This window comes from Polynucleobacter victoriensis (assembly GCF_900187875.1).
In the GTDB taxonomy this organism is placed as follows: Bacteria; Pseudomonadota; Gammaproteobacteria; order Burkholderiales; family Burkholderiaceae; genus Polynucleobacter; species Polynucleobacter victoriensis.
Genome location: NZ_FYEX01000001.1, coordinates 237,384 through 264,333, shown reverse-complemented (window position 1 = coordinate 264,333; position 26,950 = coordinate 237,384). Strand labels below are relative to the sequence as shown.

At 43.5% G+C, this 26,950-nt stretch carries 29 protein-coding genes and 1 tRNA gene; 13 read left to right on the top strand and 17 right to left on the bottom strand.

Annotated elements, in window-relative coordinates:
- Window positions 1–29 precede the first annotated feature (29 nt).
- The 3 genes from CFR83_RS01315 to CFR83_RS01305 form a co-directional block, all read right to left on the bottom strand.
- Window positions 30–509, bottom strand: a complete 480-nt coding sequence (locus CFR83_RS01315; RefSeq protein WP_088812113.1) for a low molecular weight protein-tyrosine-phosphatase — start codon at window positions 507–509, stop codon at window positions 30–32.
- Between the two features lie 117 nt (window positions 510–626).
- Window positions 627–866 (bottom strand): hypothetical protein, encoded by a 240-nt coding sequence (locus tag CFR83_RS01310; protein ID WP_088812112.1) that lies wholly within the window; start codon window positions 864–866, stop codon window positions 627–629.
- 114 nt (window positions 867–980) lie between these two features.
- A complete protein-coding gene (locus tag CFR83_RS01305) occupies window positions 981–1,589 on the bottom strand; it encodes an MOSC domain-containing protein (protein ID WP_088812111.1) in 609 nt (202 codons plus the stop codon).
- 41 nt (window positions 1,590–1,630) lie between these two features.
- Here CFR83_RS01305 and CFR83_RS01300 point away from each other — a divergent pair, with 41 nt between their 5' ends.
- The gene (locus CFR83_RS01300; RefSeq protein WP_088812110.1) at window positions 1,631–2,398 is read left to right on the top strand and encodes a TIM barrel protein; all 768 of its coding nucleotides are present in this window, start codon (window positions 1,631–1,633) and stop codon (window positions 2,396–2,398) included.
- On the opposite strand, the gene CFR83_RS01295 is transcribed toward CFR83_RS01300, so the two are convergent.
- The 5 genes from CFR83_RS01295 to CFR83_RS01275 form a co-directional block, all read right to left on the bottom strand.
- Complete coding sequence (locus tag CFR83_RS01295) at window positions 2,395–2,706, bottom strand: HigA family addiction module antitoxin (RefSeq protein ID WP_088812109.1); 312 nt, start codon at window positions 2,704–2,706, stop codon at window positions 2,395–2,397. The genes CFR83_RS01300 and CFR83_RS01295 overlap by 4 nt on opposite strands.
- 7 nt (window positions 2,707–2,713) lie before the next feature.
- On the bottom strand, window positions 2,714–2,992 hold the full coding sequence (locus CFR83_RS01290; RefSeq protein WP_088812108.1) for a type II toxin-antitoxin system RelE/ParE family toxin: 279 nt from the start codon (window positions 2,990–2,992) through the stop codon (window positions 2,714–2,716).
- Between the two features lie 76 nt (window positions 2,993–3,068).
- Window positions 3,069–3,584 carry a DUF2878 domain-containing protein gene (locus CFR83_RS01285; protein ID WP_165765032.1) on the bottom strand — a complete coding sequence of 172 codons (516 nt, stop codon included), beginning with the start codon at window positions 3,582–3,584 and terminating at the stop codon, window positions 3,069–3,071.
- Between the two features lie 13 nt (window positions 3,585–3,597).
- Entirely contained in the window at window positions 3,598–4,155 is a 558-nt protein-coding gene (locus CFR83_RS01280) for a DUF3833 domain-containing protein (protein ID WP_088812106.1), read from the bottom strand.
- 23 nt (window positions 4,156–4,178) lie between these two features.
- Window positions 4,179–4,736 carry a chalcone isomerase family protein gene (locus tag CFR83_RS01275; protein WP_165765031.1) on the bottom strand — a complete coding sequence of 186 codons (558 nt, stop codon included), beginning with the start codon at window positions 4,734–4,736 and terminating at the stop codon, window positions 4,179–4,181.
- An 82-nt stretch (window positions 4,737–4,818) separates the two neighbouring features.
- Between CFR83_RS01275 and CFR83_RS01270 the strand changes: the two genes are divergently transcribed.
- Window positions 4,819–5,577: a 2OG-Fe dioxygenase family protein gene (locus CFR83_RS01270; protein WP_088812104.1), complete on the top strand. Its 759-nt coding sequence runs from the start codon at window positions 4,819–4,821 to the stop codon at window positions 5,575–5,577.
- 16 nt (window positions 5,578–5,593) lie between these two features.
- Here the strand turns inward: CFR83_RS01270 and CFR83_RS01265 are convergent, their stop codons facing one another.
- The gene (locus tag CFR83_RS01265) at window positions 5,594–8,134 is read right to left on the bottom strand and encodes a penicillin acylase family protein (RefSeq protein ID WP_088812103.1); all 2,541 of its coding nucleotides are present in this window, start codon (window positions 8,132–8,134) and stop codon (window positions 5,594–5,596) included.
- 130 nt (window positions 8,135–8,264) lie between these two features.
- Between CFR83_RS01265 and CFR83_RS01260 the strand changes: the two genes are divergently transcribed.
- The 7 genes from CFR83_RS01260 to CFR83_RS01230 all read left to right on the top strand — a co-directional run bounded on the left by CFR83_RS01260 (window position 8,265) and on the right by CFR83_RS01230 (window position 13,313).
- Complete coding sequence (locus CFR83_RS01260) at window positions 8,265–9,389, top strand: TRAP transporter substrate-binding protein (RefSeq protein ID WP_088812102.1); 1,125 nt, start codon at window positions 8,265–8,267, stop codon at window positions 9,387–9,389.
- A gap of 89 nt (window positions 9,390–9,478) precedes the next feature.
- Entirely contained in the window at window positions 9,479–10,066 is a 588-nt protein-coding gene (locus CFR83_RS01255) for a TRAP transporter small permease subunit (protein ID WP_088812101.1), read from the top strand.
- A gap of 2 nt (window positions 10,067–10,068) precedes the next feature.
- On the top strand, window positions 10,069–12,009 hold the full coding sequence (locus CFR83_RS01250; protein WP_088812100.1) for a TRAP transporter large permease: 1,941 nt from the start codon (window positions 10,069–10,071) through the stop codon (window positions 12,007–12,009).
- A gap of 156 nt (window positions 12,010–12,165) precedes the next feature.
- A tRNA-Leu gene (locus tag CFR83_RS01245) sits at window positions 12,166–12,253 on the top strand.
- Between the two features lie 27 nt (window positions 12,254–12,280).
- Complete coding sequence (locus CFR83_RS01240; protein ID WP_088812099.1) at window positions 12,281–12,874, top strand: phospholipase D family nuclease; 594 nt, start codon at window positions 12,281–12,283, stop codon at window positions 12,872–12,874.
- An 18-nt stretch (window positions 12,875–12,892) separates the two neighbouring features.
- Window positions 12,893–13,030, top strand: a complete 138-nt coding sequence (locus CFR83_RS01235) for a DUF2256 domain-containing protein (RefSeq protein ID WP_088813153.1) — start codon at window positions 12,893–12,895, stop codon at window positions 13,028–13,030.
- Between the two features lie 22 nt (window positions 13,031–13,052).
- The gene (locus tag CFR83_RS01230; RefSeq protein ID WP_088812098.1) at window positions 13,053–13,313 is read left to right on the top strand and encodes a TIGR03643 family protein; all 261 of its coding nucleotides are present in this window, start codon (window positions 13,053–13,055) and stop codon (window positions 13,311–13,313) included.
- A 27-nt stretch (window positions 13,314–13,340) separates the two neighbouring features.
- Here CFR83_RS01230 and CFR83_RS01225 read toward each other — a convergent pair whose 3' ends face one another.
- The 5 genes from CFR83_RS01225 to CFR83_RS01205 are packed head-to-tail and all read right to left on the bottom strand — an operon-like array spanning window position 13,341 to window position 17,486.
- Complete coding sequence (locus CFR83_RS01225; protein ID WP_088812097.1) at window positions 13,341–13,757, bottom strand: ExbD/TolR family protein; 417 nt, start codon at window positions 13,755–13,757, stop codon at window positions 13,341–13,343.
- Window positions 13,758–13,759: 2 nt separating this feature from the next.
- On the bottom strand, window positions 13,760–14,473 hold the full coding sequence (locus tag CFR83_RS01220; RefSeq protein WP_088812096.1) for a MotA/TolQ/ExbB proton channel family protein: 714 nt from the start codon (window positions 14,471–14,473) through the stop codon (window positions 13,760–13,762).
- A 3-nt stretch (window positions 14,474–14,476) separates the two neighbouring features.
- The gene (locus CFR83_RS01215) at window positions 14,477–15,109 is read right to left on the bottom strand and encodes an energy transducer TonB (RefSeq protein WP_088812095.1); all 633 of its coding nucleotides are present in this window, start codon (window positions 15,107–15,109) and stop codon (window positions 14,477–14,479) included.
- An 18-nt stretch (window positions 15,110–15,127) separates the two neighbouring features.
- Window positions 15,128–15,931 carry a glutamate racemase gene (gene murI, locus CFR83_RS01210; RefSeq protein ID WP_088812094.1) on the bottom strand — a complete coding sequence of 268 codons (804 nt, stop codon included), beginning with the start codon at window positions 15,929–15,931 and terminating at the stop codon, window positions 15,128–15,130.
- Between the two features lie 34 nt (window positions 15,932–15,965).
- On the bottom strand, window positions 15,966–17,486 hold the full coding sequence (locus CFR83_RS01205) for a fumarate hydratase (protein WP_088812093.1): 1,521 nt from the start codon (window positions 17,484–17,486) through the stop codon (window positions 15,966–15,968).
- A 235-nt stretch (window positions 17,487–17,721) separates the two neighbouring features.
- On the opposite strand from CFR83_RS01205, the gene acs reads away from it, so the two are divergent.
- Both acs and CFR83_RS01195 read left to right on the top strand, forming a co-directional pair.
- Complete coding sequence (gene acs / locus CFR83_RS01200) at window positions 17,722–19,704, top strand: acetate--CoA ligase (RefSeq protein ID WP_088812092.1); 1,983 nt, start codon at window positions 17,722–17,724, stop codon at window positions 19,702–19,704.
- Window positions 19,705–19,793: 89 nt separating this feature from the next.
- Window positions 19,794–21,851: a sodium:solute symporter family protein gene (locus tag CFR83_RS01195; protein WP_088812091.1), complete on the top strand. Its 2,058-nt coding sequence runs from the start codon at window positions 19,794–19,796 to the stop codon at window positions 21,849–21,851.
- Here the strand turns inward: CFR83_RS01195 and CFR83_RS01190 are convergent.
- On the bottom strand, window positions 21,841–22,389 hold the full coding sequence (locus tag CFR83_RS01190; RefSeq protein ID WP_088812090.1) for a DUF1415 domain-containing protein: 549 nt from the start codon (window positions 22,387–22,389) through the stop codon (window positions 21,841–21,843). The genes CFR83_RS01195 and CFR83_RS01190 overlap by 11 nt on opposite strands.
- Window positions 22,390–22,430: 41 nt before the next feature.
- Here CFR83_RS01190 and CFR83_RS01185 point away from each other — a divergent pair, with 41 nt between their 5' ends.
- Entirely contained in the window at window positions 22,431–24,038 is a 1,608-nt protein-coding gene (locus CFR83_RS01185; RefSeq protein ID WP_088812089.1) for an NAD(P)/FAD-dependent oxidoreductase, read from the top strand.
- An 11-nt stretch (window positions 24,039–24,049) separates the two neighbouring features.
- Here the strand turns inward: CFR83_RS01185 and CFR83_RS01180 are convergent, their stop codons facing one another.
- Both CFR83_RS01180 and CFR83_RS01175 read right to left on the bottom strand, forming a co-directional pair.
- On the bottom strand, window positions 24,050–25,393 hold the full coding sequence (locus tag CFR83_RS01180; protein ID WP_088812088.1) for a DUF3422 domain-containing protein: 1,344 nt from the start codon (window positions 25,391–25,393) through the stop codon (window positions 24,050–24,052).
- An 80-nt stretch (window positions 25,394–25,473) separates the two neighbouring features.
- A complete protein-coding gene (locus CFR83_RS01175; RefSeq protein WP_088813152.1) occupies window positions 25,474–25,791 on the bottom strand; it encodes a c-type cytochrome in 318 nt (105 codons plus the stop codon).
- 231 nt (window positions 25,792–26,022) lie between these two features.
- Between CFR83_RS01175 and CFR83_RS01170 the strand changes: the two genes are divergently transcribed.
- Entirely contained in the window at window positions 26,023–26,799 is a 777-nt protein-coding gene (locus CFR83_RS01170) for a ferredoxin--NADP reductase (RefSeq protein WP_088812087.1), read from the top strand.
- Window positions 26,800–26,950 lie beyond the last annotated feature (151 nt).

Here is a 26,950-nt window from a genome sequence, read left to right as displayed (position 1 = left end):
GATATGCTAATAATTGATTAAATTGATATCTATGCAGATATCCTGGCTTTAATGTGTTCAAGTAAGCCATCACAGGCATCCTCTACTAAATCTAAGACCTCTTCAAAGCCTTCTGCTCCTTTGTAATAGGGGTCTGGAACAACAGCAGCTTCCAAGGTTTTACAAAATTCTGTAAGACGACGAATCTTATGCTTTTTGTTGTCCGGTGACATTTGTTCAGTTAGCGCGTAGTTATCCCAGTCCATCACTAATAACAAGTCGTAATCATTAAAATCTTTATCGCATACTTGTCGCGCCTGTAGATCGGATAAGTCATAACCTCTTTTAATGGCGTGTGCCTGAGATCTGGCATCTGGCTCTTCGCCCACGTGATAGGCGTGAGTGCCTGCTGAATCGACTTCAATCATATGAGATAGGCCAGCATCGCTTACATATTGTCTAAATACTCCATGAGCCGTGGGACTGCGACAGATGTTGCCCATACAGATAAATAGAACTTTAAATTTCATGAATACTTTCAGGCTGAACGGATATGCTTAAAGATTAAATGATATAAAAAAACTGGGTGGCAGCAGACGCTGCCCCCAGTCCAACGTCACTTTCGTGACTAGGGAGTTACACAATAATTACTGAATACCAATAATCTTTTTAGCCTCTGCTAATGCGGCCATAGACTCTGTGTGCTTGCCTGCTTTATGTAGATCTTCGCCTTTCGCGCGTAGGTCTTTTACTTTGCTCATGTTTTGCGGCGTCAGTTGAGTAGCTAGTAGAGCGCTATCAATCTTTTTCATTTCACCTGGGCAACCGTGAGCAAAAGCAAGGCTAGAGGTACAAATAAGGGTTGAAGCAATTAACCATTTTTTCATGAGTTGTCTCCTCGGAATGATTTATAGAGAATCTACTCTCAAATGAAATTTATTGCTAATTCACTAATAACCCTATGATAGAAATTGTTATTGCGGTGCATTAATAGAGAATGTTTAAAACAAATCCTTCTGTTGTTCTTTGCGCAATAAAAATGCATTTTGCATATCAATATTTGTTTCGCGTCTGCCTGGTGTAACAATGATGCCGTCACCAGCTTTGATAGTGCCACCTTGGTGAACTTTCAGATACCAACCTGAGCGACGCGATTGAATCATAGCTTTGGCAGAGCCTTTGTAACCCATGCGGGCATTAAATTTAAAGCATGGCTCACGGAGTTTTACGACCTCTAGTTCAACTTCGCCAATCTGCCAAATATCCCCAACCCAAACATCGGCTTCTGTGAAGCCTTCTACGCTTAAATTTTCACCAACAAAGCCATGCCCAATAGGTTCTGTTCTCTTGACTTCTCGCGCGAGTAATTCATTCCAAAAATTGTAGTGTTCTGCTGGGTAGGCGTATATGGCTTTCTCAAGACCGCCATGAACACTAAAGTCAGCTTGTTCGTCGCCATCAATCCCAACCTTTCTGACTAGAACGATATTGGGTTGCTCTAAAGAGCTCACAACATCTTTTTTGATCCCTGAATTCACCACTTTGTGGTCTGGATGATCAATACCGAAGAGGGGGCTAATTTTGCCGGTGGAGATGGATAAGATGCGCATGCCATAATTAAATCACTTTATTGAATCTTGAGTCATTATTCATGCCACGTTTTGCAGCCAATCTTTCTTTGCTCTATACCGATTTACCTTTCCTAGACCGTTTCGCCGCTGCGAAAGCTGATGGTTTTGAGGCAATTGAGTGCCAGTTCCCATACGAGTGGTATGCGCAAACGAGCATAGAGAATATTCAGAAAACCATGGCTCAGTTAAATTTACCCATGGTTTTGCATAATCTTCCTGCAGGCGATTGGGCCAATGGGGAGCGTGGCATTGCCTGTGATCCTAAACGTGTTGATGAGTTTAGGTTGGGTGTACCCTTGGCTATTAAATATGCCAAAGCGCTCAATGTGCCACGGGTTAACTGTATTGTTGGCATCTTGCCAGAAGGGCTATCACCAGAGTTGGCTCAAGCCACCTTGGTATCAAATCTGACCTATGCAGCAGAAGAGCTCAAAAAAGAAAACATCAAGTTGCTCATTGAGCCAATTAATACTTTTGAAATTCCTGGTTTCTTTTTAGCAAGTTCTAATCATGCGATTGAAACAATCATGGCGGTCAAATCTTCGAATCTTTATTTGCAATACGATGCCTATCACTTACATCGTATGGGTGAGGATATCTTGGAGATTGAAGAGTTGATGCCATTTATTGACCATATTCAGATTGCTGATCATCCAGGTAGACATGAGCCAGGCACAGGTGAAATTCTTTATTCAGAATTTTTTATGTTGCTAGATGACTTAGATTATTCAGGTTGGGTCGGTTGTGAGTACAAGCAACTGCATAAAGCTAATTTTTTAAAAGATTAAGCAGCAACTAGATTGGGTCGTATATTCCTAATCTTTACTCTACTTGCTTTGCGTGCGTGCCAGAGATCATAAGCCATCTGTTCTGCAAGCCAGATTTCAGCATTTCCACCATTTTCAACACCTAGCCACTTCTCAATTCTGACTGCCATTTCAGGTGTGATTGAGGCTTTTTCATTGAGGATTCTTGATAGCGTTACTCGAGTTACACCTAACTCTGTAGCTGCTGCTGTAACAGTTAAGCCTAGAGCTGGTAGGATATCTTCGCGAAGAGTTGATCCTGGATGAGGAGGGTTATTCATTTTTCGCATTTGTGCCTTAATGGTAATCGTGGTAGTTCAATAAAATTACATCTTGACCATCGTATTTGAACGTGAGTCGCCAGTTTCCATCAACTTTTATTGAGTAATAGTTGTTGTACTTTCCTTTTAGTGAGTGTAGTTTCCATCCTGGTATATTCATATCTTCTGGCGATTTTGACATATTCAATTTATGAAGCTGTCGAGATAGTTTTGCGGCATGCAAACTTCTGATACCACTTTTACTACCTGTTTCAAAAAATAATTCGAGTCCTTTGTGCTTGAAACTTTTGATCATTGAGTTGTGTATCTTGTAAAGATACACTTTACACTATTTGTCGCTCTAAATCTAGAGTTACTAAATTAATCTATGGTCACCAACTTGTAGATCTGTTTGACCACTTCACCATCAGTGGCATTGCGATTGCCCAAATTAATCCGAGTGCAATCAATGTGATTACCTGGTTAGGCATGCTGCCGGTGCCTAGCTTAACGCCAGCTAAATAGGATAGTGGACCGGTGATGCTGCCTAATATGGCGGCTAGCCAATAACTTCTTTTTAGCCAAGCTAGAGAGTGATTTAAGGTAATGGCCAATGCAGCCCACAGCAGGCACATCCAAAGAGGGCTGACCCCCTCAATTAATCCTGCTGATGCGTAGCTCATTAATTGAGTTTGGATGAGGCTGCTATCAATCACGAAGCCCAGCGCTAGACATCTGGCCACCAATAAAGCTTCAGCTCTGATTTGTTGTTTAGGTAAGCACCAAAAATGTATTCCTAGGCATGACAAAATAACTATCGCGCCAAGACTCGCCATTTGGTGAGATGCACCTAAGATGCCAGCAAACCAAGCAACTTGGAATAACAGAAAGTTAATTAAGTAAGACAAGATTTTTATTTAATTAACGTTTATAAAAACTCAGCGTTACTTCGCCCAAGTAAATACCAAATTTACTCATTTGCGCTTTATTGAGCATGACCTTCTGATCCATTAAATACATCCAGTCATTAAATTGCACATGATAAGTGGTGCCGTCGACTGGTAATGCTAGGGTATAGCTCCAGTTAAGAGCATTCCCTGCCACACTGCCTTCAGCCTGACCAATCACATCACCGGCGGTGCCGGAGTAGACTCCTGGAGCAGTTTCAGTCAAGGTCCACACTCGTCTTTGCTTAGTGCCATCTGAGTATGTGAAATCTTCGTCAAGGGTGCCTACTTTTTTACCGTCCTTGGTTTCCCACTTGGCATCAATGATCACTTTAAAGCGCTTAACAACTTCGCCTTTGCGATCAGTAAAAATACCATAGGCATCAATCGTGCCATTGAAGTATTCGGCCATGTCGAGTTTGGGTGATTCATTGGCATACCGCTGCACTTGCGGTCCTGAGCAACCCCACAGCGTTAAGCCTGTGAGTGTGGCAACGCTTGAGCAAATAATGCGACGAAGTGAGTATTTCATGGGTGCCTTGATTAATTATGTGGTTAACACTGTTGGTTGATAAAGCTAGGGGTACAACCTTGTGACAGTAGTTGTGTGCGAAGCTGCGGTGCGCTAGTACGAGGGTCTAGCCAAATACCAAAAAACGACTTAGAAAAATCGTCACCAGGCACTTCGCCGACCACTTGCCCATTATGTAAAAACAGAGTGCCGCGTTGAGGTCGATAGATGGCTGTTAAAGAATGTCCTGGTGCAATATTAGGAAATATCTTTTCTAAGCTAATAGACCATTTTTGGCGATTTTCATCAGATACCCCCAATTGGCGCATCTCCTTCATGGTTTGCTCTCTGAGTGCATCACCCTTGAAATTTCTTAAATAATTAATTTTTAGGGCTAAGCCTGCTTGAGAACCGTTGCCTGCAACAAATAATTGAGCGTCATATAAATCAAATCCCCAATAGGTCATTCGACCTTGCCCCAAAAGTTTTGCGCCACTGAGATGGCTGTGAAGGGTGTCATGAGATGGATTGGCATTTGCTCCAGAGCAAATCATGGTGCCAACAATCAAGATCTTCAAAAGGGTTGTTAATACTTTTTGCATATACAAGAGCATAATTATGTTTTATGAACTTTGCTGAGTAGGGCTTCATTACCCTTACAACGGCTCTTTATTATTGATTGCTATGTTGTTGGAACCACCGTATTCATCCTTAAATGATTTGCCCGTGCAGTTGCGACAACATGGTTATGTTGTTGTCGCTCCAGATCAGTTTTATGGGCTTTCAGGTCATTCAGAAAATGAATGGGCTCAATTAGCTAAATCTTGGCAGAATTTGCCACCAGATGAGTATTTAAGAGATGGCGGTCGTTATCGCCAAAGAAGACACGCGAGCTTTGTGATTAACAATGCCTCAGTCCAATTGGCGCCTCACCGAGCTCATTGGCAGCCAGTTGCTTATAACGCTTTGCATGGGGGTATTGATCGTTGGTTTGAACCATGTGAAGAAGAGTTTGTTAATTCTGATGCTTTAAAAGATTGTTTAATCAATCTAGGTAATCAACTCAATCAAATTAAGCCTACAAGTAATGACGCTTGGTATGTAGAGGTTCATCAATTTCGGATTGATACAACAGATGGTATTGGTCGACCAACTCCAGAGGGTGCTCACAGGGATGGCGTTGATTTTGTGGCTGTCTTAATGTTGGGTAGGCATCAAATCAAAGGTGGTGAAACGCGAGTTTTTGAAGCCAATGGACCACAAGGGCAGCGCTTTACGCTTAATCAATCATTCAGCCTGATGATTCTAGATGATGAGCGAGTCATTCATGAGAGCACGCCGATCCAACCTATTAACCCAGATAACGCCTCCCATGCTTGGCGCGACACTTTGGTTGTGACGTTTAGACGCAATGGTTTTCAGGATGGTCCCAAAGTCAATTAAATGTTGACCTTGATAACTAGCGTTTTCTGTCAGGCACTCTGTTTTCTGGCTTCTTCTTTTGCGGCTCAATCACACGATTAGGGTCTGGTTTTAAAACAGATGTGTGGCTAACGCTGCTTGGATTCATTGTGAGGGGTAGATACTCATGTTTAGCCCACTTGTTGGCATAGCTAGAGTAATTTCTGTTATTGATCCAACCAGATTGACCGGTTTGATAAATAAATTGCGATTTATCTAAATCGGCCAAGTCATAAACAGCACGCATGCTGGCGGCTTTAGTAACGGTGTATGGATTCTGGCTGTTACCAAAATCCATAAAACCTACATTAATCGTAAATCCATCACCAGGCATCGGTCGACTGACCTCAAAGTGTCTCTTTAACCATGACACCTTACTCATTGGACGATGCTCAGATACGGCGATATGTGCTTTGCCCCAGGTCCACGATTGAGGATTGCCACCCAACTGTTTTGTTAAATCATCTAAGGCACGTGTGAAGGCTAAATCAATTATCTGCTCGCAGGTTTCAACTTCGGTGGTTGATGCTTGATCGCACCAAAATGCCGCATCAGATTTTCCAGCTAGGTGAAGTTCCATCACGTGATGCACGCCAGAACGAAAATCTCTTTTGCCGTATTCAGTAGCAAAACTTTTGCCTAGCTTATCTTCAAAGAGTAGGCGGGTTAATTGATGTGCCCAAGCGTTATAGATTGTGGCACCTGCGCTGTCCATACTCATGTTGCCATTAAAGCTAGCAATCAAACCTTTTGCATCACTTGCATATTTGTGATTTGAATTGGCTTGCTGCAAAAGTGGCAGTAAATCAATAGCAGATAAAGATAGTGCATCAGCCTGCATGGCTTTCATGCTAGCTAGGTCATGTTTCTCTTGGCTAAGCAGTAGGGCTTCAATTCTGTTTTGGCGATAGGGCATGTGCCAATCTGCCGTTAATGGATTGGGGTCGTTGGCAGCATGAACGCGGTGATTGGCGGTAGCTATCCAACCTTTGCTTGGATTATTGTCCTTTGGTAATTGGTCTAGGCTTAAGTAGGGTCCCCAATCGTATTGTTTATCCCAGCCTAAGGCAGGTGCTGAGCCAAACAAACCATGGCCTTTACTGCGCTTAGGCGCAACTCCAGCGGCTCGATAAGCAATCTGACCTTCTTTATCTGCCATCACAACGTTTTGCATTGGGGCGTAGTAGTGCTTTAGAGCACTTTTAAACTCTTCGATGTTTTGAGCCTGATTCATCAAAAAACCAGCCACTAATGTTTGGTTGGCATCATCGAGTGCAGTCCAGCGCATTGAGATAGCGTAGCGCGAGGTGTCAATTAATTTTTGAGCACGCTCATAAGCATCTGAGATCACGGGACCGTGTCTTGTTTCTCGAGCAAGGAAGCGCACAGGTTCCTTCCCTTTTACTAGGATTGTTTCTTCTCGAAGAACAAAATTAGCAAAACCATTAGGTGTTTGATAGCGGGCAGGATTTTTTTCATCCAAAGCTTCGATATATAAATCTTGCACATCAGGATCTGTATTCGTAAAGCCCCAAGCAACATTTGTATTACGTCCTAAAACAACCCCCGGAATTCCCGGTACTGTGGCGCCAATCACTTGTAATTTTGGGGCTTCAATATGAGCAAAATACCAAATGGCTGGAGATGTAAGGCCTAGATGTGGATCATTAGCTAAAAGAGGTTTACCGCTGACTGTCTTATCGCCAGACAAAACCCAATTATTAGAGCCAATTCCTTCAAATCCTCCTGGAAGGAAACGCAAAAAATCTTTATTCAAGCTGCTAGTTTGATTGCCAGTAAGGCCATTTGATTTGAATACTCCTAAATCTCGATACATCTTGGCAAAGTTGGTGGACGTGGGTGGTGTTTCACCTGGGTAGGGTGGTAACACTTGCCAGATGCGATCTGTATCTAAGGTCTTTGATAGTTCAAGGCGTAAAAATTCTTTATGCCAATTGCCACCTAAATCCAAGGCCATCATTAGCGACCAAGCGACTGAGTCAGCGGGACCCCATGTGCCGGGCTTGGCACCCAAAATCATGAACTCTGCAGGTAATGCCCAACCTAGACGACTAAATCCAGCATTCACGCCTTCGACATAAGACTGTATTTGGCGTTTGTACTCAATTGGGTAGTTTTCGTACTGTTTTTCTGCGGCACGACGAATACCCAAAGTGCGTATGAACTTATCAACCCCAACAGTTTCTGGGCCAAGTATTTCTGATAACTTGCCTGAAGCTAGACGGCGATTGAACTCCATTTGCCAAGGTCGCTCTGTGGCATGTAAAAAGCCAAGGGTGTACCACGCATCCTCTAGGTTATTAGCGCTGATATGGGGGATGGCATTGTCATCAAATTTAATTGTGACGGGATTATTAATGCCAGGGGCTATTAGCTCTGCGTTTAACTTGTCTTTAGTGGATAGCCAATAAACACTAAGAGCAGTAAGGGTAATAATTAATAAAACAGCGATAGCAAGACCCAAAATCCTTGTCCAGCCTATATTTTTCTTGTCTCTTGAGGAGAGGGTGAAGCTCATATTAGGTAAAACCCCTAGCAAATATTACGTCGATATAGATGCGTATTTTTTCACAGAGTGCTAAATTAATCTCAACTTGTGAAATTTATTCTCAAGCTAGATAGATCGATCAATAAAAGAGGAGACATATATGTCAGACAATAAGGTTCAATCACGTCGTAAATTTATCGCCACATCTACAGCTGCAGCTGCTGGTGCAGGCACGCTTGGTTTCCCAATGATTGCAAATGCGCAAACAGTTAATCTGCGCTTTCAGTCAACATGGCCAACAAAAGATATTTTCCATGAGTATGCACAGGACTTCTGTGACAAGGTCAACAAGATGTCTTCAGGTCGTCTGAAGATTGAATTATTGCCAGCTGGTTCAGTAGTTAAAGCTTTTGACTTATTGGACGCTGTGAGCAAAGGTACATTGGACGGTGGTCACGGTGTGGTTGCTTACTGGTATGGTAAGAGCCCAGCGTTAGCGCTATGGGGATCTGGCCCAGCTTTCGGTATGGACCCAAACATGGTGCTTGCATGGCATGAGTACGGTGGTGGTAAAGCCATGTTGGAAGGCATCTACAAATCATTGAACTTGGATGTGGTGTCATACCTATATGGCCCAATGCCTACACAACCTTTGGGTTGGTTCAAAAAGCCAGTGGCTAAAGTTGATGACATGAAGGGTCTTAAGTACCGTACAGTAGGTCTTTCAATTGACATTTTTAAAGACATGGGCGTTTCAGTGAACGCATTGCCAGGTGCTGAGATCGTGCCAGCGATGGACCGTGGTCTATTAGATGCTGCTGAATTTAACAACGCGTCTTCAGATCGTCTATTAGGCTTCCCAGACGTATCTAAAGTCTGTATGTTGCAATCATTCCATCAATGTTCAGAGCAGTTCGAGATTCTTTTCAATAAGAAGAAACTAGACTCTATGCCTGCTGAATTGCGTGCGATGATTACTGCAGCTGTTCAAGCTTCTTCAGCTGAAATGAGCTGGAAGGCAATCGATCGTTACTCAAAAGACTACATTGAGATGCAACAAAAACAAGGTGTTAAGTTCTACAAGACGCCAGACTCAATCTTGCGTGCTCAATTAGCTGCTTGGGACAAGATCATTGATGCTAAGTCACAAGAAAACGCTGACTTCAAACGTGTTCTTGAATCAATGCGTACATTTGCTCAACGTGCATGCCGTTGGCAAAATGACACAAGCGTTGATTACAAGATGGCTTACAACCATTACTTCGGTCGTAAAGCAAAGTCTTAAGCTTCATGAAATAAGGCAAATACCCACCTAGAGAGCTAGGTGGGTATTTGTTGTTTAGCAGTTATATAAAAATAATATGGAAGAGACACATGCAAAAATTTTTGCTATCCATCGACAACTTGTCGACTAAGCTCGGACACTTTTCTGCTTACTCAATTGCGGTCCTAACCGCAGTAATTTGCTGGGAAGTTGGGTCTAGGTACTTTTTTAATTCTCCTCATGACTGGGTTTTTGATGTTACCTACATGCTTTATGGCGTGTTGTTCATGATGGCTGGTGCCTATACCTTATCCAAAAATGGTCACGTACGTGGTGACGTACTCTATGGCTTTTTTACTCCAAGAACGCAAGCGATTCTTGACTTGGCCTTGTACATCATTTTCTTTATCCCAGGCATCGTTGCTTTGGTTTATGCAGGCATTAGTTTTGCCTCAGAATCAATTGCGATCAATGAGCACACTACTCAAACAGCCAATGGCCCTCCGATTTGGCCATTCAAGATGATTATTCCAATCGCTGGTGGCTTATTGTTGCTCCAAGGTTTTGTAGAAATTATTCGTTGCATTCTTTGCATTCGTGATGGTGAGTGGCCAAAACGTGAGGAAGACGTCGAGGAAGTGGACGTTGACAAATTAAAAGCCATGGTTAGCCATGAAGATGATAAGAAGGGTGCTTAATCATGCGTAAGGAACTGTATTTCGGCTTTGCCATCATGGCAGCTATTGTTGTTGGCACTTTGTCATTTATGCCATCTTTCTCTGAAATGACTAATGGCCATCTTGGTTTATTGATGCTCAGTTTGGTGGTTGTAGCCATCATGTTGGGTTTCCCAACGGCATTTACCCTCATGGGTATGGGCATGATCTTTGCCTTCATGGCGTATCACAATCAGGGTGAGGGGGATGCGCAAGCATTGACCAGAACTCTTGATTTGATGGTGCAAAGAACCTTTGCCGTGATGACCAATGATGTTTTGATCTCTATTCCATTATTTGTATTCATGGGATATTTGGTTGAGCGTGCTAACTTGATTGAAAAGCTTTTCAAAAGTTTGCATCTTTCATTGGCTCGTGTGCCAGGCGCTTTGGCGGTTGCGACATTAGTAACCTGCGCAATTTTTGCTACAGCTACAGGTATTGTGGGCGCCGTAGTGACGCTCATGGGTTTATTGGCATTGCCATCAATGCTGAAGGCAGGCTACAGCGTTAAGTTGTCTGCCGGTGCGATTACAGCAGGTGGTTGTTTAGGTATTTTGATTCCGCCATCTGTGATGCTGATTGTCTATGGTGCAACTGCTGGTGTGTCAGTGGTGAAACTGTATGCCGGCGCATTCTTCCCAGGCATTATGTTGGCAGCTTTGTACATTGGCTATGTGATTGTGATGGCTAAGATTAAGCCGGAATTGGCACCTCCATTGCCTGAAGAAGATCGCAAAGTAACATTGACTCAGACAACACAAAAGCTTGCTACTTTTGGCAAATTAGCTTTGCCGTCTGTGATTGCTGCTATCAAAGGTCGTGCGGCTGCAGGCATGAGCACTAAAGAGTTGCTTAAGCAATTAGCCATCATTGTTGGTCCATTGGTATTTTTTGTTGTCATCATGAGTCTTATTCACAGGGTTGCTACAGAGCCTGTTGAGCAGACTGCAGTTGTGACAATGGAGAGTGATGGCGGCATGATGAGTTTGGAAGAGGTATCTGCTCCAACAGAGTCTGCTGGTGGCGTAGCCTTACCGCCAGGTGCCGAAGAACCTCCGCAAGCGATGGGGGTGGCAACACCTCCAGGTGCTGAAGAGGCTCCTAAACAAGCTGCTGCAGCATCAACTGCACCAGCAGCACAGCAGGACAAAGAGCCGGCTGAAAGACAACCAACACCAACATGGTATTGGATTATGTTGGGCATTGGGCTGTTAATTGGCGCCATCTTCTACTACTTCTTGACTATGGCTCGCCTTGAAATCTTCAAGATGCTATTGGGTTCATTCTTCCCGCTAGCTGCTTTGATCTTGATGGTGTTAGGTACCATTGTGTTTGGCTTAGCAACGCCAACAGAAGCTGCTGCAGTAGGATCTTTAGGTGGTTTCTTATTGGCTTGGGCTTACAAACAACTCAATATGGATGTTGTTAGAGAGTCAGTTTTCTTGACAGCTAAAACAAGTGCGATGGTTTGCTGGTTGTTTGTCGGGTCTTCTATTTTCTCAGCAGCGTTTGCGCTCTTAGGTGGACAAGAGTTGATCGAGAAGTGGGTGTTAGGTTTAGGTTTGAGCAAGATTGAATTCTTAATCTTGTCTCAAGTCATCATCTTCTTGCTTGGTTGGCCATTAGAGTGGACTGAGATCATCGTGATTTTCATGCCAATCTTTATTCCTCTATTGAGTCACTTCCAGGTAGACCCATTGTTCTTTGGCTTGTTAGTTGCCTTGAACTTGCAAACAGCGTTCTTGTCACCACCTGTGGCGATGGCGGCTTTCTACCTCAAAGGGGTTGCGCCTCCACATGTCACGCTCAATCAGATCTTTGCAGGCATGATGCCATTCATGGCAATTCAAGTACTTGCTTTGATCTTGTTGTATGCCTTCCCAGCGATTGGCATGTGGTTACCTGAGGTGCTTTACAAGTAATTTTTAAGCAACTTTTTACCAACAAACCCCGCTTTTTGCGGGGTTTGTTTTTAATGCATGTAAAATGCTGACTTCGTTACAAAATAACGAAAGCTGTAGAAGTGATTTAGAAGTAAAAAATACAACTATTTCCGTCTACAATGACAAAAGTACTATGCCCGAGTGACGAAATAGGTAGACGTAAGGGATTTAAAATCCCTCGGCTTAAACAGCCGTGCCGGTTCGATTCCGGCCTCGGGCACCAGGCTTCTTATCAGCTAGGTGCTTTTAAATGACAACAAACACATATCGAATAACCGCTAAAACTCGTCAGAGGATGGCGGTTTTTTTATGTCTAAGCGTTTTAGCTGCCGTGTCTTGGTGGCAAAGCGTGAATGCGCAAGCTGAGCCTGCAGAAATCCTTGGAATATATTTCACGCCACCGATTGGTGGGGCTAGTGGGATTATTAAGCAGATTGATGCCTCAAAAAAATCTATCAAAGTGATGGCCTATGGCTTTACCTCAATTAATCTCGCAGAAGCGCTTGTAAGGGCTAAGAAGCGTGGGGTGGATGTTGCCCTTATCCAGGATGAGAAAAGCTCTCAAAACAATCGTGAAGCCCTGCAAAAGTTATTGGATGTGGGCATCGAGGTGCGCAGTGATGGTAAGCATGCCATACAGCACAACAAGGTCATGGTAATTGATCAAGATGTTGTGATCACTGGTAGCTATAACTTTACCAACTCAGCCGAAACAAGAAATGCTGAAAACATCATGATTGTTAAGTCTGAATATGCTGCTAGGCGTTATTTAGATAACTGGAATAACCACTGGGAGCATGCCATCAAAGTCGTGGAGCTGCCGCCATCTCGTCAACGACGTTAATTGGGTATTCATCGCTTTATGAAGATGCGTAAAAAAGCAGATTTACCTAGCAAGATTTGTGTGACTTGTGGGCGTCCTTTTGCTTGGCGTAAAAAATGGGAAAAAGTTTGGGCTGAGGTGAAGTACTGCTCAGATCGGTGTCGAGCAGGAAAATAATTAGCCCAATACAATCTTAGCTATGAAAAAAGCCAAGATAGACCCCGCTGATTTATCACGCATTGTTGAGATGGCTTGGGAAGATCGCACGCCATTTGACGCCATTATGCAAAGTTATGGCATCAATGAATCCGCAGTGATTGATTTAATGCGCCAAACTATGAAGCCTAGTTCATACAGGATGTGGCGTAAGAGGGTGACTGGGCGTGCCACGAAGCACGTTGCTTTGAGATCCGAAAATGTTCAGCGAGCCTACTGCCCAACCCAATACAAACTGAAATAAAAACCGAAATAAAAATGTATTGAGCCCTTAGTTGGGCTCTGTCACAAAACCAATCTTGGTGAGCCCTGAGCGTTTGGCTGTGGCTAACACTTGCGCAACAGATTCGTAGCGAACATTTTTATCTGCTCTTAATTGCACTTCAGGTTGAGGATTCTTTTTCGCAGCAGTTTGAGCGTAAATAGACAAAGTATCTAAATCAATAGGTGATGTATTCCAGAAGATTTGACCTTTGGCAGAAATGCTTAAATTGATTGATTCAGGTTTAACGTCGTTATGTTGACTGCTAGCTTGTGGCAATTCAACTTTCACGGCGTGTTGCATCACTGGAATCGTGATCATGAATACAATCAATAGCACCAACATGACATCCACCAAAGGAGTCATATTGATTTCAGCCATTGGCTGGCTATCGTCGTCGCTAATAGGCTCGTTACCGAATGCCATGATTAATCCTGATTAGCAGAGCGAGCAGTGTTGGAGTTACCAACACGTGCGCCAGTGATAAAGAAAGCATATAAATCATTGCCAAAGCGATTGAGTTCAGCAATTAATACTTTGTTGGTGCGACTAATTGCGTTATAGGCTAATACAGCCGGAATCGCTACCGCTAGACCGAGAGCAGTCATGATCAAAGCTTCACCAATTGGACCTGCCACTTGATCAATGGTGGCTGTGCCTGAGGTGCCGATACCTACCAATGCATGGTAGATGCCCCAGACAGTGCCAAATAAACCAATGAATGGTGCTGTGGCGCCAGTAGAGGCCAAGAAAGTTAAGCCTTGTTGTAAGCCACCAACTGATTTGTCAATGCTAACTTTGAGGCAGCGTGTGAGCCAATCTGAAGGATTAAGTGTTTGATGTAATTCGCTACGTGAACCTGCTTGTTGATTGTGGTGCTTCATGGCTTCTTGAGCACTTTTAGCAAGATCGCAATATGGATTGAGTTCTTGTGTCATTTGGCCCAAAGCAACTTCAAAAGAAGGTGCGTGCCAAAAGCACTCGATTTCTTTGGCAATTTTTTTAGTTTTATAGAGATTCAAGGCCTTGGTAATAATGATGACCCAAGAGATGATTGACATCACCAATAAAAACAAAGCTACAGTTCTAGTGACTACGTCACCTTGTGTCCACATGTTAGCTAGACCAAACGTTTGATTCATAAACTATTCCAATCGGAAAATATAAGGTTGTATAGCGGTTACTTTAATTGGTTTGCCAAGTTCTAAAAATGGACGGCAACGAACTTTCATGCCAGCATCAAGAGCGGCCTGATCAAGGCGAGGTAGACCACTACTTTGTGCAATATTCACTTTTTGAACTGCGCCATCTTCTCCAATAAATAGACGCACCAAAATTTTACCTTCTTCACCCATGCGTCGTGAGAGGCTAGGGTAAATAGGTTCTGGTACGCTACATTGCGCTTGGCTTAATGAAATACTTTTTGGCTCGCCGGTGCTGCTGCCACCCGTACTGGTGGGTTTTGCTGTCGATGAATCTTGTGTTTGGGCGCTAGTAAGACTGCTAGGTGCACTGGTGGTGACAACTGGTTCAGGAGTTTTCTTTTCTGGTGCTTTCGGTTTTTCAGGAACAGGCTGACTGACTTTAGCTTTTTCTTTTTGTGGATTGGGGTCTAGCAAGGATGCCATCACTGTGTCGCCCATATTGGCACCAGTTTTTGGACGATCGACTCCTAATTGCACGCCGACAATCAATAGAAAGTGCATCAGAACCACAAACGCAGTGATTCTGTTTTGTTTTAACCATTCTTGGAGTTGATGAATAACTTGGTTAGGCACAGTTAAAGTTGTTGAAAGCTAGGATATAAAAACAGTCGATGTTTCGATGGAGTGTTGATCTAATGCCAATGGTATTAATTGTTTGGCATGAGCCAGTAATGCATCTGCATCAAGCGTTGAGTATAAGCGAATGGTTCTTGGTGGCGCAGACTGTAATAAATGGAATTCTTCTAGTTTTCTGCTGAGTTGTTTAACCACTGCATCACTGGTATCGATAATCTCTATCTCAGCCCCAAGAATCTTTCTGATTAAGGGGGCTAAGAAAGGGTAGTGGGTGCAACCCAAAACCAGCGTATCAATTTGAGCCTCTTGCAATGGGGCAAGATGTTCGCGCAAGAGCTGCTCTGTTTCTGGGCTATTGATGGCGCCAGATTCGATCAATGGCACCAAGCCTAAACCTGCTTGAGATATAAACTCACAATTACCTTCTAAGCTTTCTAGCAGCGCTTTGAACTTATCGCTCTTTAAAGTATTTTGCGTCGCTAAGACACCGACCTTTTGATTCTGGCTTTTTGTGACTGCTGGTTTGATCCCGGGCTCTACTCCGATAATTGGAATGGCGGGCATTTCATGACGTATGTGTGCAATTGCCTCAGCAGTAGCAGTGTTGCAGGCGACGACTAATGCTTGGCATCCTTCGCGTACTAGCCAGTGGCATAAATCTAGGCTACGGGTAGCTACCCATTCACTGGATTTTTCACCGTAGGGAGCATTGGCTGAGTCAGCCAAATAAATGTAGTGATGTGCAGGTGCTTGGCGTAGGGCCTCGTTAAGTACGGTGAGTCCACCAATACCAGAATCAAAAACCCCAATGGTCGCCAAGCCTGCTCCTGTATGTCTTAATTAAAAAAATTAATTAAGCTTTTGTGACTGGAATTTTTCCAATCTTTGCCTGCCACTCTTGTGGGCCAGTGTTGTGCACAGAGGTGCCATTAGAGTCGACTGCCACAGTTACTGGCATATCTTCAATGGTGAACTCATAGATGGCTTCCATGCCCAAGTCAGCAAAGCCAACCACCTTAGATTCTTTGATGGCTTTTGATACTAAGTAAGCTGCGCCACCAACTGCCATGAGGTATGCAGATTTATGTTTTTTGATGGCATCAATCGCAACAGGGCCACGTTCAGCTTTACCCACCATAGAGATAAGACCAGTTTGTGCCAACATCATCTCTGTGAACTTGTCCATGCGAGTAGCAGTGGTAGGACCGGCTGGACCAACAACCTCATCGCGTACTGGGTCAACAGGGCCGACGTAATAAATCACACGATTCTTAAAGTCGACTGGTAATTTTTCACCTTTGGCGAGCATGTCTGCAATACGCTTGTGTGCAGCATCGCGACCAGTCAACATTTTGCCGTTCAATAACAAAGTCTGACCAGGTTTCCAGCTAGCCACTTCTTCTGGAGTCAACGTATCTAAATTAACGCGTGTTGATTTTTCTGTGTTTGGTGCCCATGCCACATCTGGCCAATCAGATAATGATGGCGGTGTTAATACAGCCGGACCATCACCATGTAAATGGAAGTGAACGTGACGGGTTGCCGCACAGTTCGGAATCATCGCAACAGGTAAAGAAGCTGCGTGAGTTGGGTAATCCATGATCTTCACATCGAGCACTGTGGTGAGACCGCCTAAGCCTTGCGCACCAATACCAAGAGCATTCACTTTTTCCATGATCTCAAGGCGTAGTTCCTCGATGCGAGTTTTTGGACCACGAGCAATTAGCTCATGAATATCCACTGGAGCCATGAGTGATTCTTTAGCAAGCAACATCGCTTTTTCTGGCGTGCCACCAATACCAATACCCAAGATACCAGGAGGGCACCAGCCTGCACCCATGGTTGGTACAGTCTTAATTACCCAGTCCACGATGGAGTCAGAAGGGTTAAGCATATACATCTTGCTCTTGTTCTCAGAGCCACCACCCTTAGCGGCGCAGATAACTTCAACGCCATCACCTTCTACGATCTCGTAGTGCACTACTGCTGGGGTGTTGTCTTTTGAGTTTGTGCGTTTGCCAGCAGGATCTAGCAATACAGAAGCACGTAATTTGTTGTCTGGATGGTTGTAAGCGCGACGCACGCCTTCATTAACCATTTCTTGAACGCTCATTTTGGCGTCCCATTTGACATTCATACCGACTTTAAGGAATACCACCGCAATGCCTGTATCTTGGCAAATGGGACGTCTTCCTTCTGCGCACATACGGCTATTGGTCAAAATCTGAGCGATAGCATCTTTAGCAGCTGGGCTTTCTTCGCGTTCGTAGGCTTTACCCAGGGCGGTAATGTAATCCAGTGGGTGATAGTAGGAAATGTACTGAAAACCATCAGCAATACTTTGAATAAAGTCGTCTTGGCGAATTGTGCTCATAATTTTGTAAATTAATTGTCAAAAAAGAAAATCATTTTACCTAGGGAAAGTTGCCATATACAGGTTTTGTTTAGGCCTTTAGTCTAAGTATTAAGAGAAATGGATGGGTTTAAATGTATGCGCCCTAGGGGTAACCCTGATATGGGCTCAATATATAAGAATTGTCAGTCAACTGTCAGTCGTGAGACCTAATCTCGAGTTTTGTCTAAAACAGCCTAGAAAGTAGGAGAAAAGTATGTCCGGTATGGAACAGTTGTTGGTAGAGAACCGTGTTTTCAACCCACCTAAAGCATTTGCTAAGCAAGCGGCTATTACCAGCATGGAGCAGTACAACGCGATGTGCAAAGCGTTTGAAAAAGATTTCAATGGCACATGGGGTAGATTAGCTAAAGAAAACCTACATTGGAAAAAACCTTTCACAAAAGTTTTAGACGAATCTAAGGCACCTTTCTACAAATGGTTTGAAGATGGTTTAACCAATGCTTCATACAACTGTATCGATCGCAACATCAAAAATGGTCTTGCTAAAAAGACAGCGATTATTTTTGAAGCGGACGGTGGTGAAGTTACAAAAGTAACTTATCAGGAATTGCATGACCGTGTTGCAACATTTGCAAATGGTCTTAAAAAATTAGGCATCAAAAAAGGTGACCGCGTAGTTATTTACATGTCAATGTCAATTGAAGGCGTTGTGGCGATGCAAGCTTGTGCTCGTATTGGTGCAACTCACTCAGTGGTGTTCGGTGGTTTCTCAGCTAAATCATTGCAAGAGCGTATTGTTGACGTAGGTGCTGTGGCTTTGATCACTGCAGACCAACAGTTGCGTGGCGGTAAAGCATTGCCATTGAAAACTATCGCTGATGAAGCGATTGATCTAGGCGGTTGCGAAAAGCTAAAGCACGTGATTGTTTACAAGCGTACTGGTGGCGATGTGCCAATGAAGGCTGGTCGCGATAAGTGGATGCATGATGTTTCTGCTGGTCAATCAAAAGTTTGTGAGCCAGAGTGGGTTAGTGCAGAGCACCCATTGTTTGTGCTTTACACATCAGGTTCAACAGGTAAACCGAAGGGTGTGCAGCATTCAACAGGTGGTTACTTGTTGTGGGCGATGCTCACAATGAAGTGGACATTTGACTTGCGCGACAGCGATGTGTTCTGGTGTACAGCTGACATCGGTTGGGTAACAGGTCACAGCTATATCGCTTATGGTCCTTTAGCTTGCGGTGGCACACAAATCGTTTTCGAAGGCGTGCCAACATATCCAAACGCTGGTCGTTTCTGGGAAATGATTCAACGTCACAAAGTATCTATTTTCTACACTGCACCAACAGCGATTCGTTCATTGATCAAAGCATCTGATACAGATGCAAATGTTCATCCTAACAAGTACAACTTGAAGAGCTTGCGTTTGTTGGGTTCTGTGGGTGAGCCAATCAATCCTGAAGCTTGGATGTGGTACCACAAGAATATCGGTGGCGAGAAGTGCCCAATCGTTGACACATTCTGGCAAACAGAAACTGGTGGTCACATGATCACTCCATTGCCAGGTGCAACACCATTGGTTCCAGGTTCTTGCACATTACCATTGCCAGGCATCATGGCTGCCATCGTTGACGAAGCGGGCGGTGATATGCCTAATGGTCAAGGTGGTATCTTGGTTGTGAAGCGTCCATGGCCTTCAATGATCCGCACGATTTGGAATGACCCAGACCGCTTTGTGAAGAGCTATTTCCCAGAAGAGTTGGGTGGCAAGCTTTACTTGGCTGGTGACGGTGCTATCCGTAACAAAGATACAGGTTACTTCACCATCACAGGTCGTATCGATGACGTATTGAACGTTTCTGGTCACCGTATGGGCACCATGGAAATTGAATCATGCCTAGTTGCTAATCCATTGGTTGCTGAAGCTGCCGTAGTGGGTCGTCCTGACGACATGACAGGTGAAGCAATTGTGACTTTCGTAGTTCTTAAAGGTAAGCGTCCAACAGGTGATGATGCCAAGAAGATTGCTACTGAGTTGCGTAACTGGGTAGGTAAAGAGATTGGCCCAATTGCAAAACCAAAAGAAATTCGTTTTGGTGACAACTTACCTAAGACACGTTCTGGCAAGATCATGCGTCGTATTTTGCGTGTTCTAGCTAAAGGTGAGGAAGTAACTCAAGACGTTTCAACACTTGAGAATCCAGCTATCTTGGATCAACTCAAAGAAGCAAGTTAATTCTGATTGATTAGCGTCATCAGGTAGTTTTAGGCCGGTAACTCTTAGAGTGCCGGCCTATTTTCTTTGGTCTGAGTCATAATCCAACCATGCGCATTAGTTCTGAATCAAAAACAATTGGTTTTTATTACCTGCTTTTTACGGCCGGTTTTTTACTATTTGTTTATTTTTTAGGATTGGTTGAAAAAAATAGCGGGCCAGGTATTTGGTTGGGCTATGTTTTCTTATTTGTCACTATTGCCATCTACGCCAGTATCGGTTTAATTTGCCGTACCTCGGATATGAATGACTATTACATTGCTGGCAGAAAGATACCAGCGATCTTTAATGGCATGGCAACTGCGGCAGACTGGATGAGTGCTGCCACTTTTATTGGCTTGGTGGGCATCTTATTTAGTTCTGGTTATAAGGGCTTGGCTTTTATTGTTGGTTGGACTGGCGGCTTTTGCTTGGTTGCCATGTTGATTGCGCCCTACATTCGTAAATTTGGTTCTTACACCATCCCAGACTTCTTGGCGATTCGTTACAGTCAAGGTAAAGAGGGTGGTAGTCGCTTAGTTAGGATTGTGGCAGTTGGTGCCACGATTGTTTGCTCGTTTGTTTACTTGGTGGCACAAATTCAAGGTGTGGGTCTGATTGTGAACAGATTCATCGGCGTTGAATTCAGTATCGGTGTTTTTTTTGGTTTAGCTGGGATCTTGGTTTGTTCGTTCTTGGGCGGCATGAGAGCTGTTACTTGGACTCAGGTTGCTCAGTACATCATCTTGATGATTGCCTTGCTATTGCCATTGGGCATGATTTCATACAAAAAGCATGATTCTTTATTGCCTCAAGCATCGTATGGGCAAGTGCTTAAAGAGATTGAATATCACGAACGAGATTTTGAGGTAACCGCTGAAGAAGTTAAGGTGCGTGACTATTATCAAAAAGAAGTAGCTCGTTATGAGAAAAAGATTGCGGCTTTACCTCAATCTTATTTTGAGGGTAAAAAACAAGTAGAGAAGGCATTGCAAGATGCGCGTGTTAACCAGTTACCTCTCAAAGAGTTAAAGGCGCTAGAGCGTCGTTTAGCGGAGTATCCGAATAGTCCTGCCAATGCGTACGAGGTTTGGCAAAACGAAAAACGCCAAGCTCAATTAAAAAGTCAAGTCAGTACACCATCGATGGACCCTTCTGCTAAGGGTGTGATTGGATTTTTGAGTTTAGATCAGTGGAACTTTATTTTGCTGATATTTTGTTTGATGTTTGGTACAGCAAGCCTGCCACACATCTTGACGCGCTACTACACAACCACCAGTGTTTCAGCGACACGCTATTCAGTATTTTGGACATTATTTTTTGTGGCACTCTTTTATCTGAGTGTGCCTGCCTTGGCTGCCATGGTGAAATTGGATTTATTTAAGAATCTGGTTGGTGTTTCGTACTCGGACTTACCTACATGGGTTTTGCAATGGCGTAAATTGGAGCCAGCTGTTTTATCTGTCACAGATATCAATTTAGATGGATTTGTTCAGTGGGCTGAAATATCTATTTCACCGGACATGATTATTTTGGCTGCCCCTGAGATCGCAGGGTTGCCTTATGTCATTTCAGGGCTGGTAGCCGCTGGTGCTCTAGCTGCGGCTTTATCAACTGCTGATGGTTTGTTGTTGACAATTGCTAACGCATTCTCACATGACATTTATTACCACTTGATTGATAAAACAGCGTCGCATCAAAAACGTGTGACTGCTGCTAAGGTAGTCTTATTAGGCGTTGCTTTATTTGCTGCCTACATCACTTCACTTCGACCAGGTGACATCCTTTTCTTGGTCGGCGCAGCTTTTTCATTAGCTGCATCAGGATTCTTTCCCGTGTTGATTCTGGCAGTTTTCTCCAAACGAATTAATCAGTGGGGTGCAATAGCTGGTATGGTGACTGGTTTGCTGGTTAGTGGCACATACATTGCATTGAACTATCCGTTTGTTTCTAGGATCACGGGCGTCTTTGGTGATCGGTGGTTTGGGGTCGATCCAATTGCATCAGGTGCGTTTGGCATACCTGCTAGTTTTATTGCTGCGTATTTGGTGTCTTATGTGACAAGTCCTAATCCGCCAGTCATTGGCCGCTTAGTAGATTACCTGCGTGAGTCTCGATCTACGGTTTAGGAAATAGTTTTTTCCAACCTTCTAGCCCCAGTTTTTCCATAGTTTGCATATTGGTTTCAAAAATAGCTTCAGCTTCTGGAAAGGCTTCAACAGCTTTATCAATACTATCTTCCCGAATTAAATGAAGAGTGGGGTAAGGTGAGCGATTGGTGAAGTTAGTGATGTCATCAAACTCAGTGTTGGCAAATTGATATTGCGGATGAAAACTTGCAATTTGTAACTCACCGTCTAGCTTGAGTTCTTCTAAAAGGCTATCAGCTAATTCTAAAAAGTCGTTGTAGACTAAAAAATCTTGTAGGACATACGGGTGAATGAGTAGGGTGGTGTCTGTTTTTTCAGGAGATACCTCTGCTAGGTACTCAAGTTCTTTAGCCAGCTCTTCAAGTAAATCTTCTACAGAGCGCGCTTCACTCACAACGTATTTGATTTGTTCTTTGACGTGAACAGCTTTTGCAAAGGGGCAGAGATTTAAGCCAATCACGGCTTTGATGACCCAATCCTGAGTTTCTTGAATAATATCGGTGTGTTTTTCTGACATGATTTCTGACTTTATTGACAGATTGTGTATCGTATAGCCCTATGATTCGTATTACTGAACTACGTTTGCCTGTTAACCATGCTCCAGAAGAGCTTGAAGCAGCCATCTTAAAGCGTTTATCTATTTCCTCCAAAGACTTGGTTGAATTCAGCGTTTTTAAACGTAGTCACGATGCAAGAAAGAATAGCGCACTTTCATTTATTTATACGATTGATTTATCCATTAAGGATGAAGACAAAGTCCTGAAAAAATGGGGTCATGACCCTCATGTTCGGCCATCTCCCGATACAAGCTATCACTACGTTGCCAAAGCACCCCCAGAGCTCAAAAAGCGCCCAGTAGTCATTGGCTTTGGACCATGCGGTATTTTTGCAGCCTTAATTTTGGCGCAAATGGGTTTTAAGCCAATTGTTTTGGAGCGTGGCAAACAGGTGCGTGAGCGAACTCAAGATACTTGGGGTTTATGGCGCAAAAAAATTCTTAATCCAGAATCTAATGTGCAATTTGGCGAAGGTGGTGCTGGCACATTCTCAGATGGCAAGCTTTATAGCCAAATTAAGGATCCTAAATTTTATGGTCGCAAAGTCATCGAAGAATTTATTAAAGCAGGCGCTCCAGAAGAAATTGCATATGTGGCCAAGCCGCATATTGGCACATTCCGTTTAGTTGGGATGGTTGAAAAGATTCGTCAAGAGATCATTGATCTAGGTGGTGAAATTAGGTTTCAACAAAAAGTCACAAGTTTTGATATTCAAGATGGGCAGTTAAGAGGTTTGTATCTTGAGAGCGGTGAAGTTCTTGAGGCAGACCATGTGGTCTTAGCCTTAGGGCATAGCGCAAGAGACACATTCAAAGCTCTACATCAAGCGGGTGTTTATATTGAGCCCAAACCTTTTTCAGTAGGTTTTCGAATTGAGCATCCACAGTCCCTGATTGATAAAGCGCGATTAGGACCTCACGCAGGCAATCCTTTGATTGGTGCTGCTGATTACAAGTTGGTTCACCATGCTAAAAATGGTCGAGCAGTGTATAGCTTTTGCATGTGCCCTGGTGGCACAGTCGTCGCGGCCACATCAGAAGAGAATCGCGTGGTAACCAATGGTATGAGTCAGTACTCGCGCAATGAACGTAATGCGAATGCCGGAATTGTTGTGAACGTTGATCCAAGTGACTATGGTGGTAGTGCAGCTAATCCTCTAGCTGGCATTGATTTTCAAAGAGCTCTAGAGTCAAAAGCTTTTGAGTTGGGTGGCAAAAATTATGAGGCCCCAGGGCAGTTGGTGGGAGACTTTATTGCTGGCAGACCCTCTAATGAATTTGGTCGCGTGATTCCATCATACAAACCAGGTGTTCATTTGACAGATTTGGCAGAAGCCTTGCCTAGCTTTGCTATTGAGGCGATGCGTGAGGCTTTGCCTGCTTTTGAAAAACAAATTAAAGGTTTCTCAATGCCAGATGCAGTCTTAACCGGTGTTGAAACCAGAACCTCATCACCCATTCGTATTACGCGAGGTACTAACTACCAAAGCTTGAATGTAAAGGGCTTATATCCTGCGGGTGAGGGTGCTGGTTATGCCGGCGGTATTCTATCCGCAGGTGTGGATGGCATTAAAGTGGCAGAAGCCCTGGCTTTGGATATTCTTAAATAACCAGTCGGATCTTACTCAGACTGAAACTTCTTTTTTCTTAATTGGTTTGCGCGGTAAATGCCATAGGCAATGAGTGGAGCGCAGGCGGCACCAATCAGCTCTGGCGATAGTCCCAAACCTAATTCTTTCACGCCTTTGGCCATGTAAATAATTAGGCTGACTGCGTAGTAGGTCAGCACTAAAACAGACAAGCCCTCAACTGTTTCTTGTAGGCGAAGTTGTAGTTGGGCGCGTTGATCCATGCTGGCTAGCAACTGTTGTGTCTGGCTTTCGTTCACGTATTCAATGCGGGTGCGTAAAATTTGAGTGGTTCTAGAGATTCTGTCTGAGAGTTCTTTGAGGCGGCGTTGAGTCCAAGAGCAGGTGCTCATAGCAGGGGCAAAACGGCGATCCATGAATTCGGACAAAGTTTGCACGCCAGGAACAGAAGACTCGTTCAACTCTTCTAGATTTTTATGGACTAACTGACTATAGGCTTCAGATGCTGTAAAGCGTAAGCCGTGTTCAGAAATCCATTCTTCAATTTTTGAAGCAAGCATCGAAATGCGATGCAAAAATTCACCATCAGCATTCGGTGCTGCTGATAGTTGACTTTGAGCGCCTGAAATTTCTTTAGATAATTCAGCCAGTTCTGCTTCGGCTTGACGTAGTGGCCCTGACAAACTTTTTGCAACAGGGAAGGCAAGCATCGAAGCCATGCGGTAGGTTTCTGTTTCAGTGATGCGCCTTGCAACACGACCTGCTTGCCTTGAGCCCATGCCAACATGAGGCACTAAATATGAAATATAACCATCTTCATTAATTTGTAAATCGGTCCACAGTTGAGCTTTTTGACTGCTCAAAATCGTACTGCCTAGCAAGGTATTGCCAGAGAAAATTTGTGACACTTGTTCAGCGTCGCTGAACAGTGGACGATCTTCAAAAGCCACATCCATCGCAGCAATGCGTAAGCCACCTGATTCATGAATAGGGCTCACACCAAGATTAGCCAAAAAACGATTAACTTCTTGTTCGATATTCTGGCGAGTTTGGATATGGGGTTGATCGAGCAAATTAGCTTGCTGAACCACTGCTGAGATTGAGGCAAATTCACCGTGCAGTTCCCACTTGATGATGATGCGTTGTGGTGCAGCTTGTAATTCAATAATTCTGAAGCTTTGACCATGGTGAGGGTCAGCAGCTTGATTCATTTTCAGGCTAATTGAGTTAATCCACTCTAATTGCTTGATACGATCTTTGGCATTAAGTAAAAACGCCTGATTCAAAATACGATCTCTAGGCCATAAAGCAACGGGAGGTCTTGCATGAACTTCTTCATGAAGAACGGTTCTTAGTGGGTGATCGTATGTGCGCATAGTGGTCTACTTTATCTCAATACCATGAAAAATGGCTGGTATCCCAGCCATTTTTTAGATTTTAACGAGGTAATCTTAAATTACTTCGCGCCGTCCAAAATCCATTTAACAACAGTTTTTGCATCTGCTTCGCTGATAGCTGCATTAGCAGGCATTGGTACTGGGCCCCAAACACCAGAGCCACCAGCTTTCACTTTCTTAGCTAGCTTTTCAACAGCATCGGCTTGACCTTTGTATTTAGCGGCAACATCTTTGTATGCAGGGCCAACAATTTTCTTATCCACCGCATGGCAACCCATACATGCGTTTTTGGTCGCGATTTCTTTAGACGCAAATGCTGGTGCAGATGCCAACAAAGAGGCTGCTAGTAGTGTGCTGATTAATTTCATTTGTTTAATCTCCGGTTGTGACATTAAGCTTAATTTCAGATGCTTAGTATATGCAGAATTTATTGAATTTGTACTTCTTGGCGATATTTATTTAATACACTTCGGATAAATAAGTAACTGATTAGTATCAATAAAATCTTAAATATTCGAACCACTTTCACAGGTGGGCAATCTTGGTGCGTTTAAAATGTGAATCACTTTAATGAGTCATCTGACTCGCACCAATTTGCTTAGGAAATCATGGCTAGTTACAACACAGAGACAGTGCTAACGGTTAAGCACTGGAATGACACTCTATTTAGTTTTACAACCACTCGTAACAAATCATTACGCTTTCGTAATGGACATTTTTTGATGATTGGTCTTGAGGTTGAAGGTAAGCCGTTGGTCCGCGCATATAGTGTTGCCAGTCCAAATTATGAAGAGCATTTGGAGTTCTTAAGTATTAAGGTCGAAAACGGTCCATTAACTTCTCGCTTACAAAACATCAAAGTGGGTGATCCCATCTTGGTGAGCGAAAAATCAGTAGGCACTTTAGTGATTGATGACTTAAACCCAGGCAAGCATTTGTATCTGTTTAGTACAGGCACTGGCTTGGCACCATTTATGAGCATCATTCGTGATCCAGAGACTTATGAAAAGTTTGAAAAAGTTGTCCTCATTCACGGTGTGCGCTTAGTTAGTGAGTTGGCATATGAAGATTACATTCGTAACGTATTACCCAATGATGAATTCTTGGGTGACATGGTTCGAGAAAAGCTGATTTATTACCCAACTGTGACACGTGAAGCATTCAAACACACAGGGCGTTTAACAACGGCAGTTGAAAACGGTCAGTTATTCAAAGATATTGGCTTGCCGCCGTTAGACCCAGCAGTTGATCGTGGCATGATTTGTGGCAGCCCATCGATGCTTAAAGAAATTTCTGACATGTTAGATGCCAGAGGATTCAAGGTTTCTCCAAGCTTAGGTGAGTTGGGTGACTATGTGTATGAGCGCGCGTTTGTTGAGAAGTAAATTTAATGATTGGCGTCACAATGCACCAGGATGATTCGCAGTAAGTCACAGTAAAAGTGCAACAAAAAGTACCAAAATAACCATTAGTTATACATTTGCTAAAGCCATTGCCTAAATGGGGCGGCTTTTTAAATAATTAAGGGTATTCCAT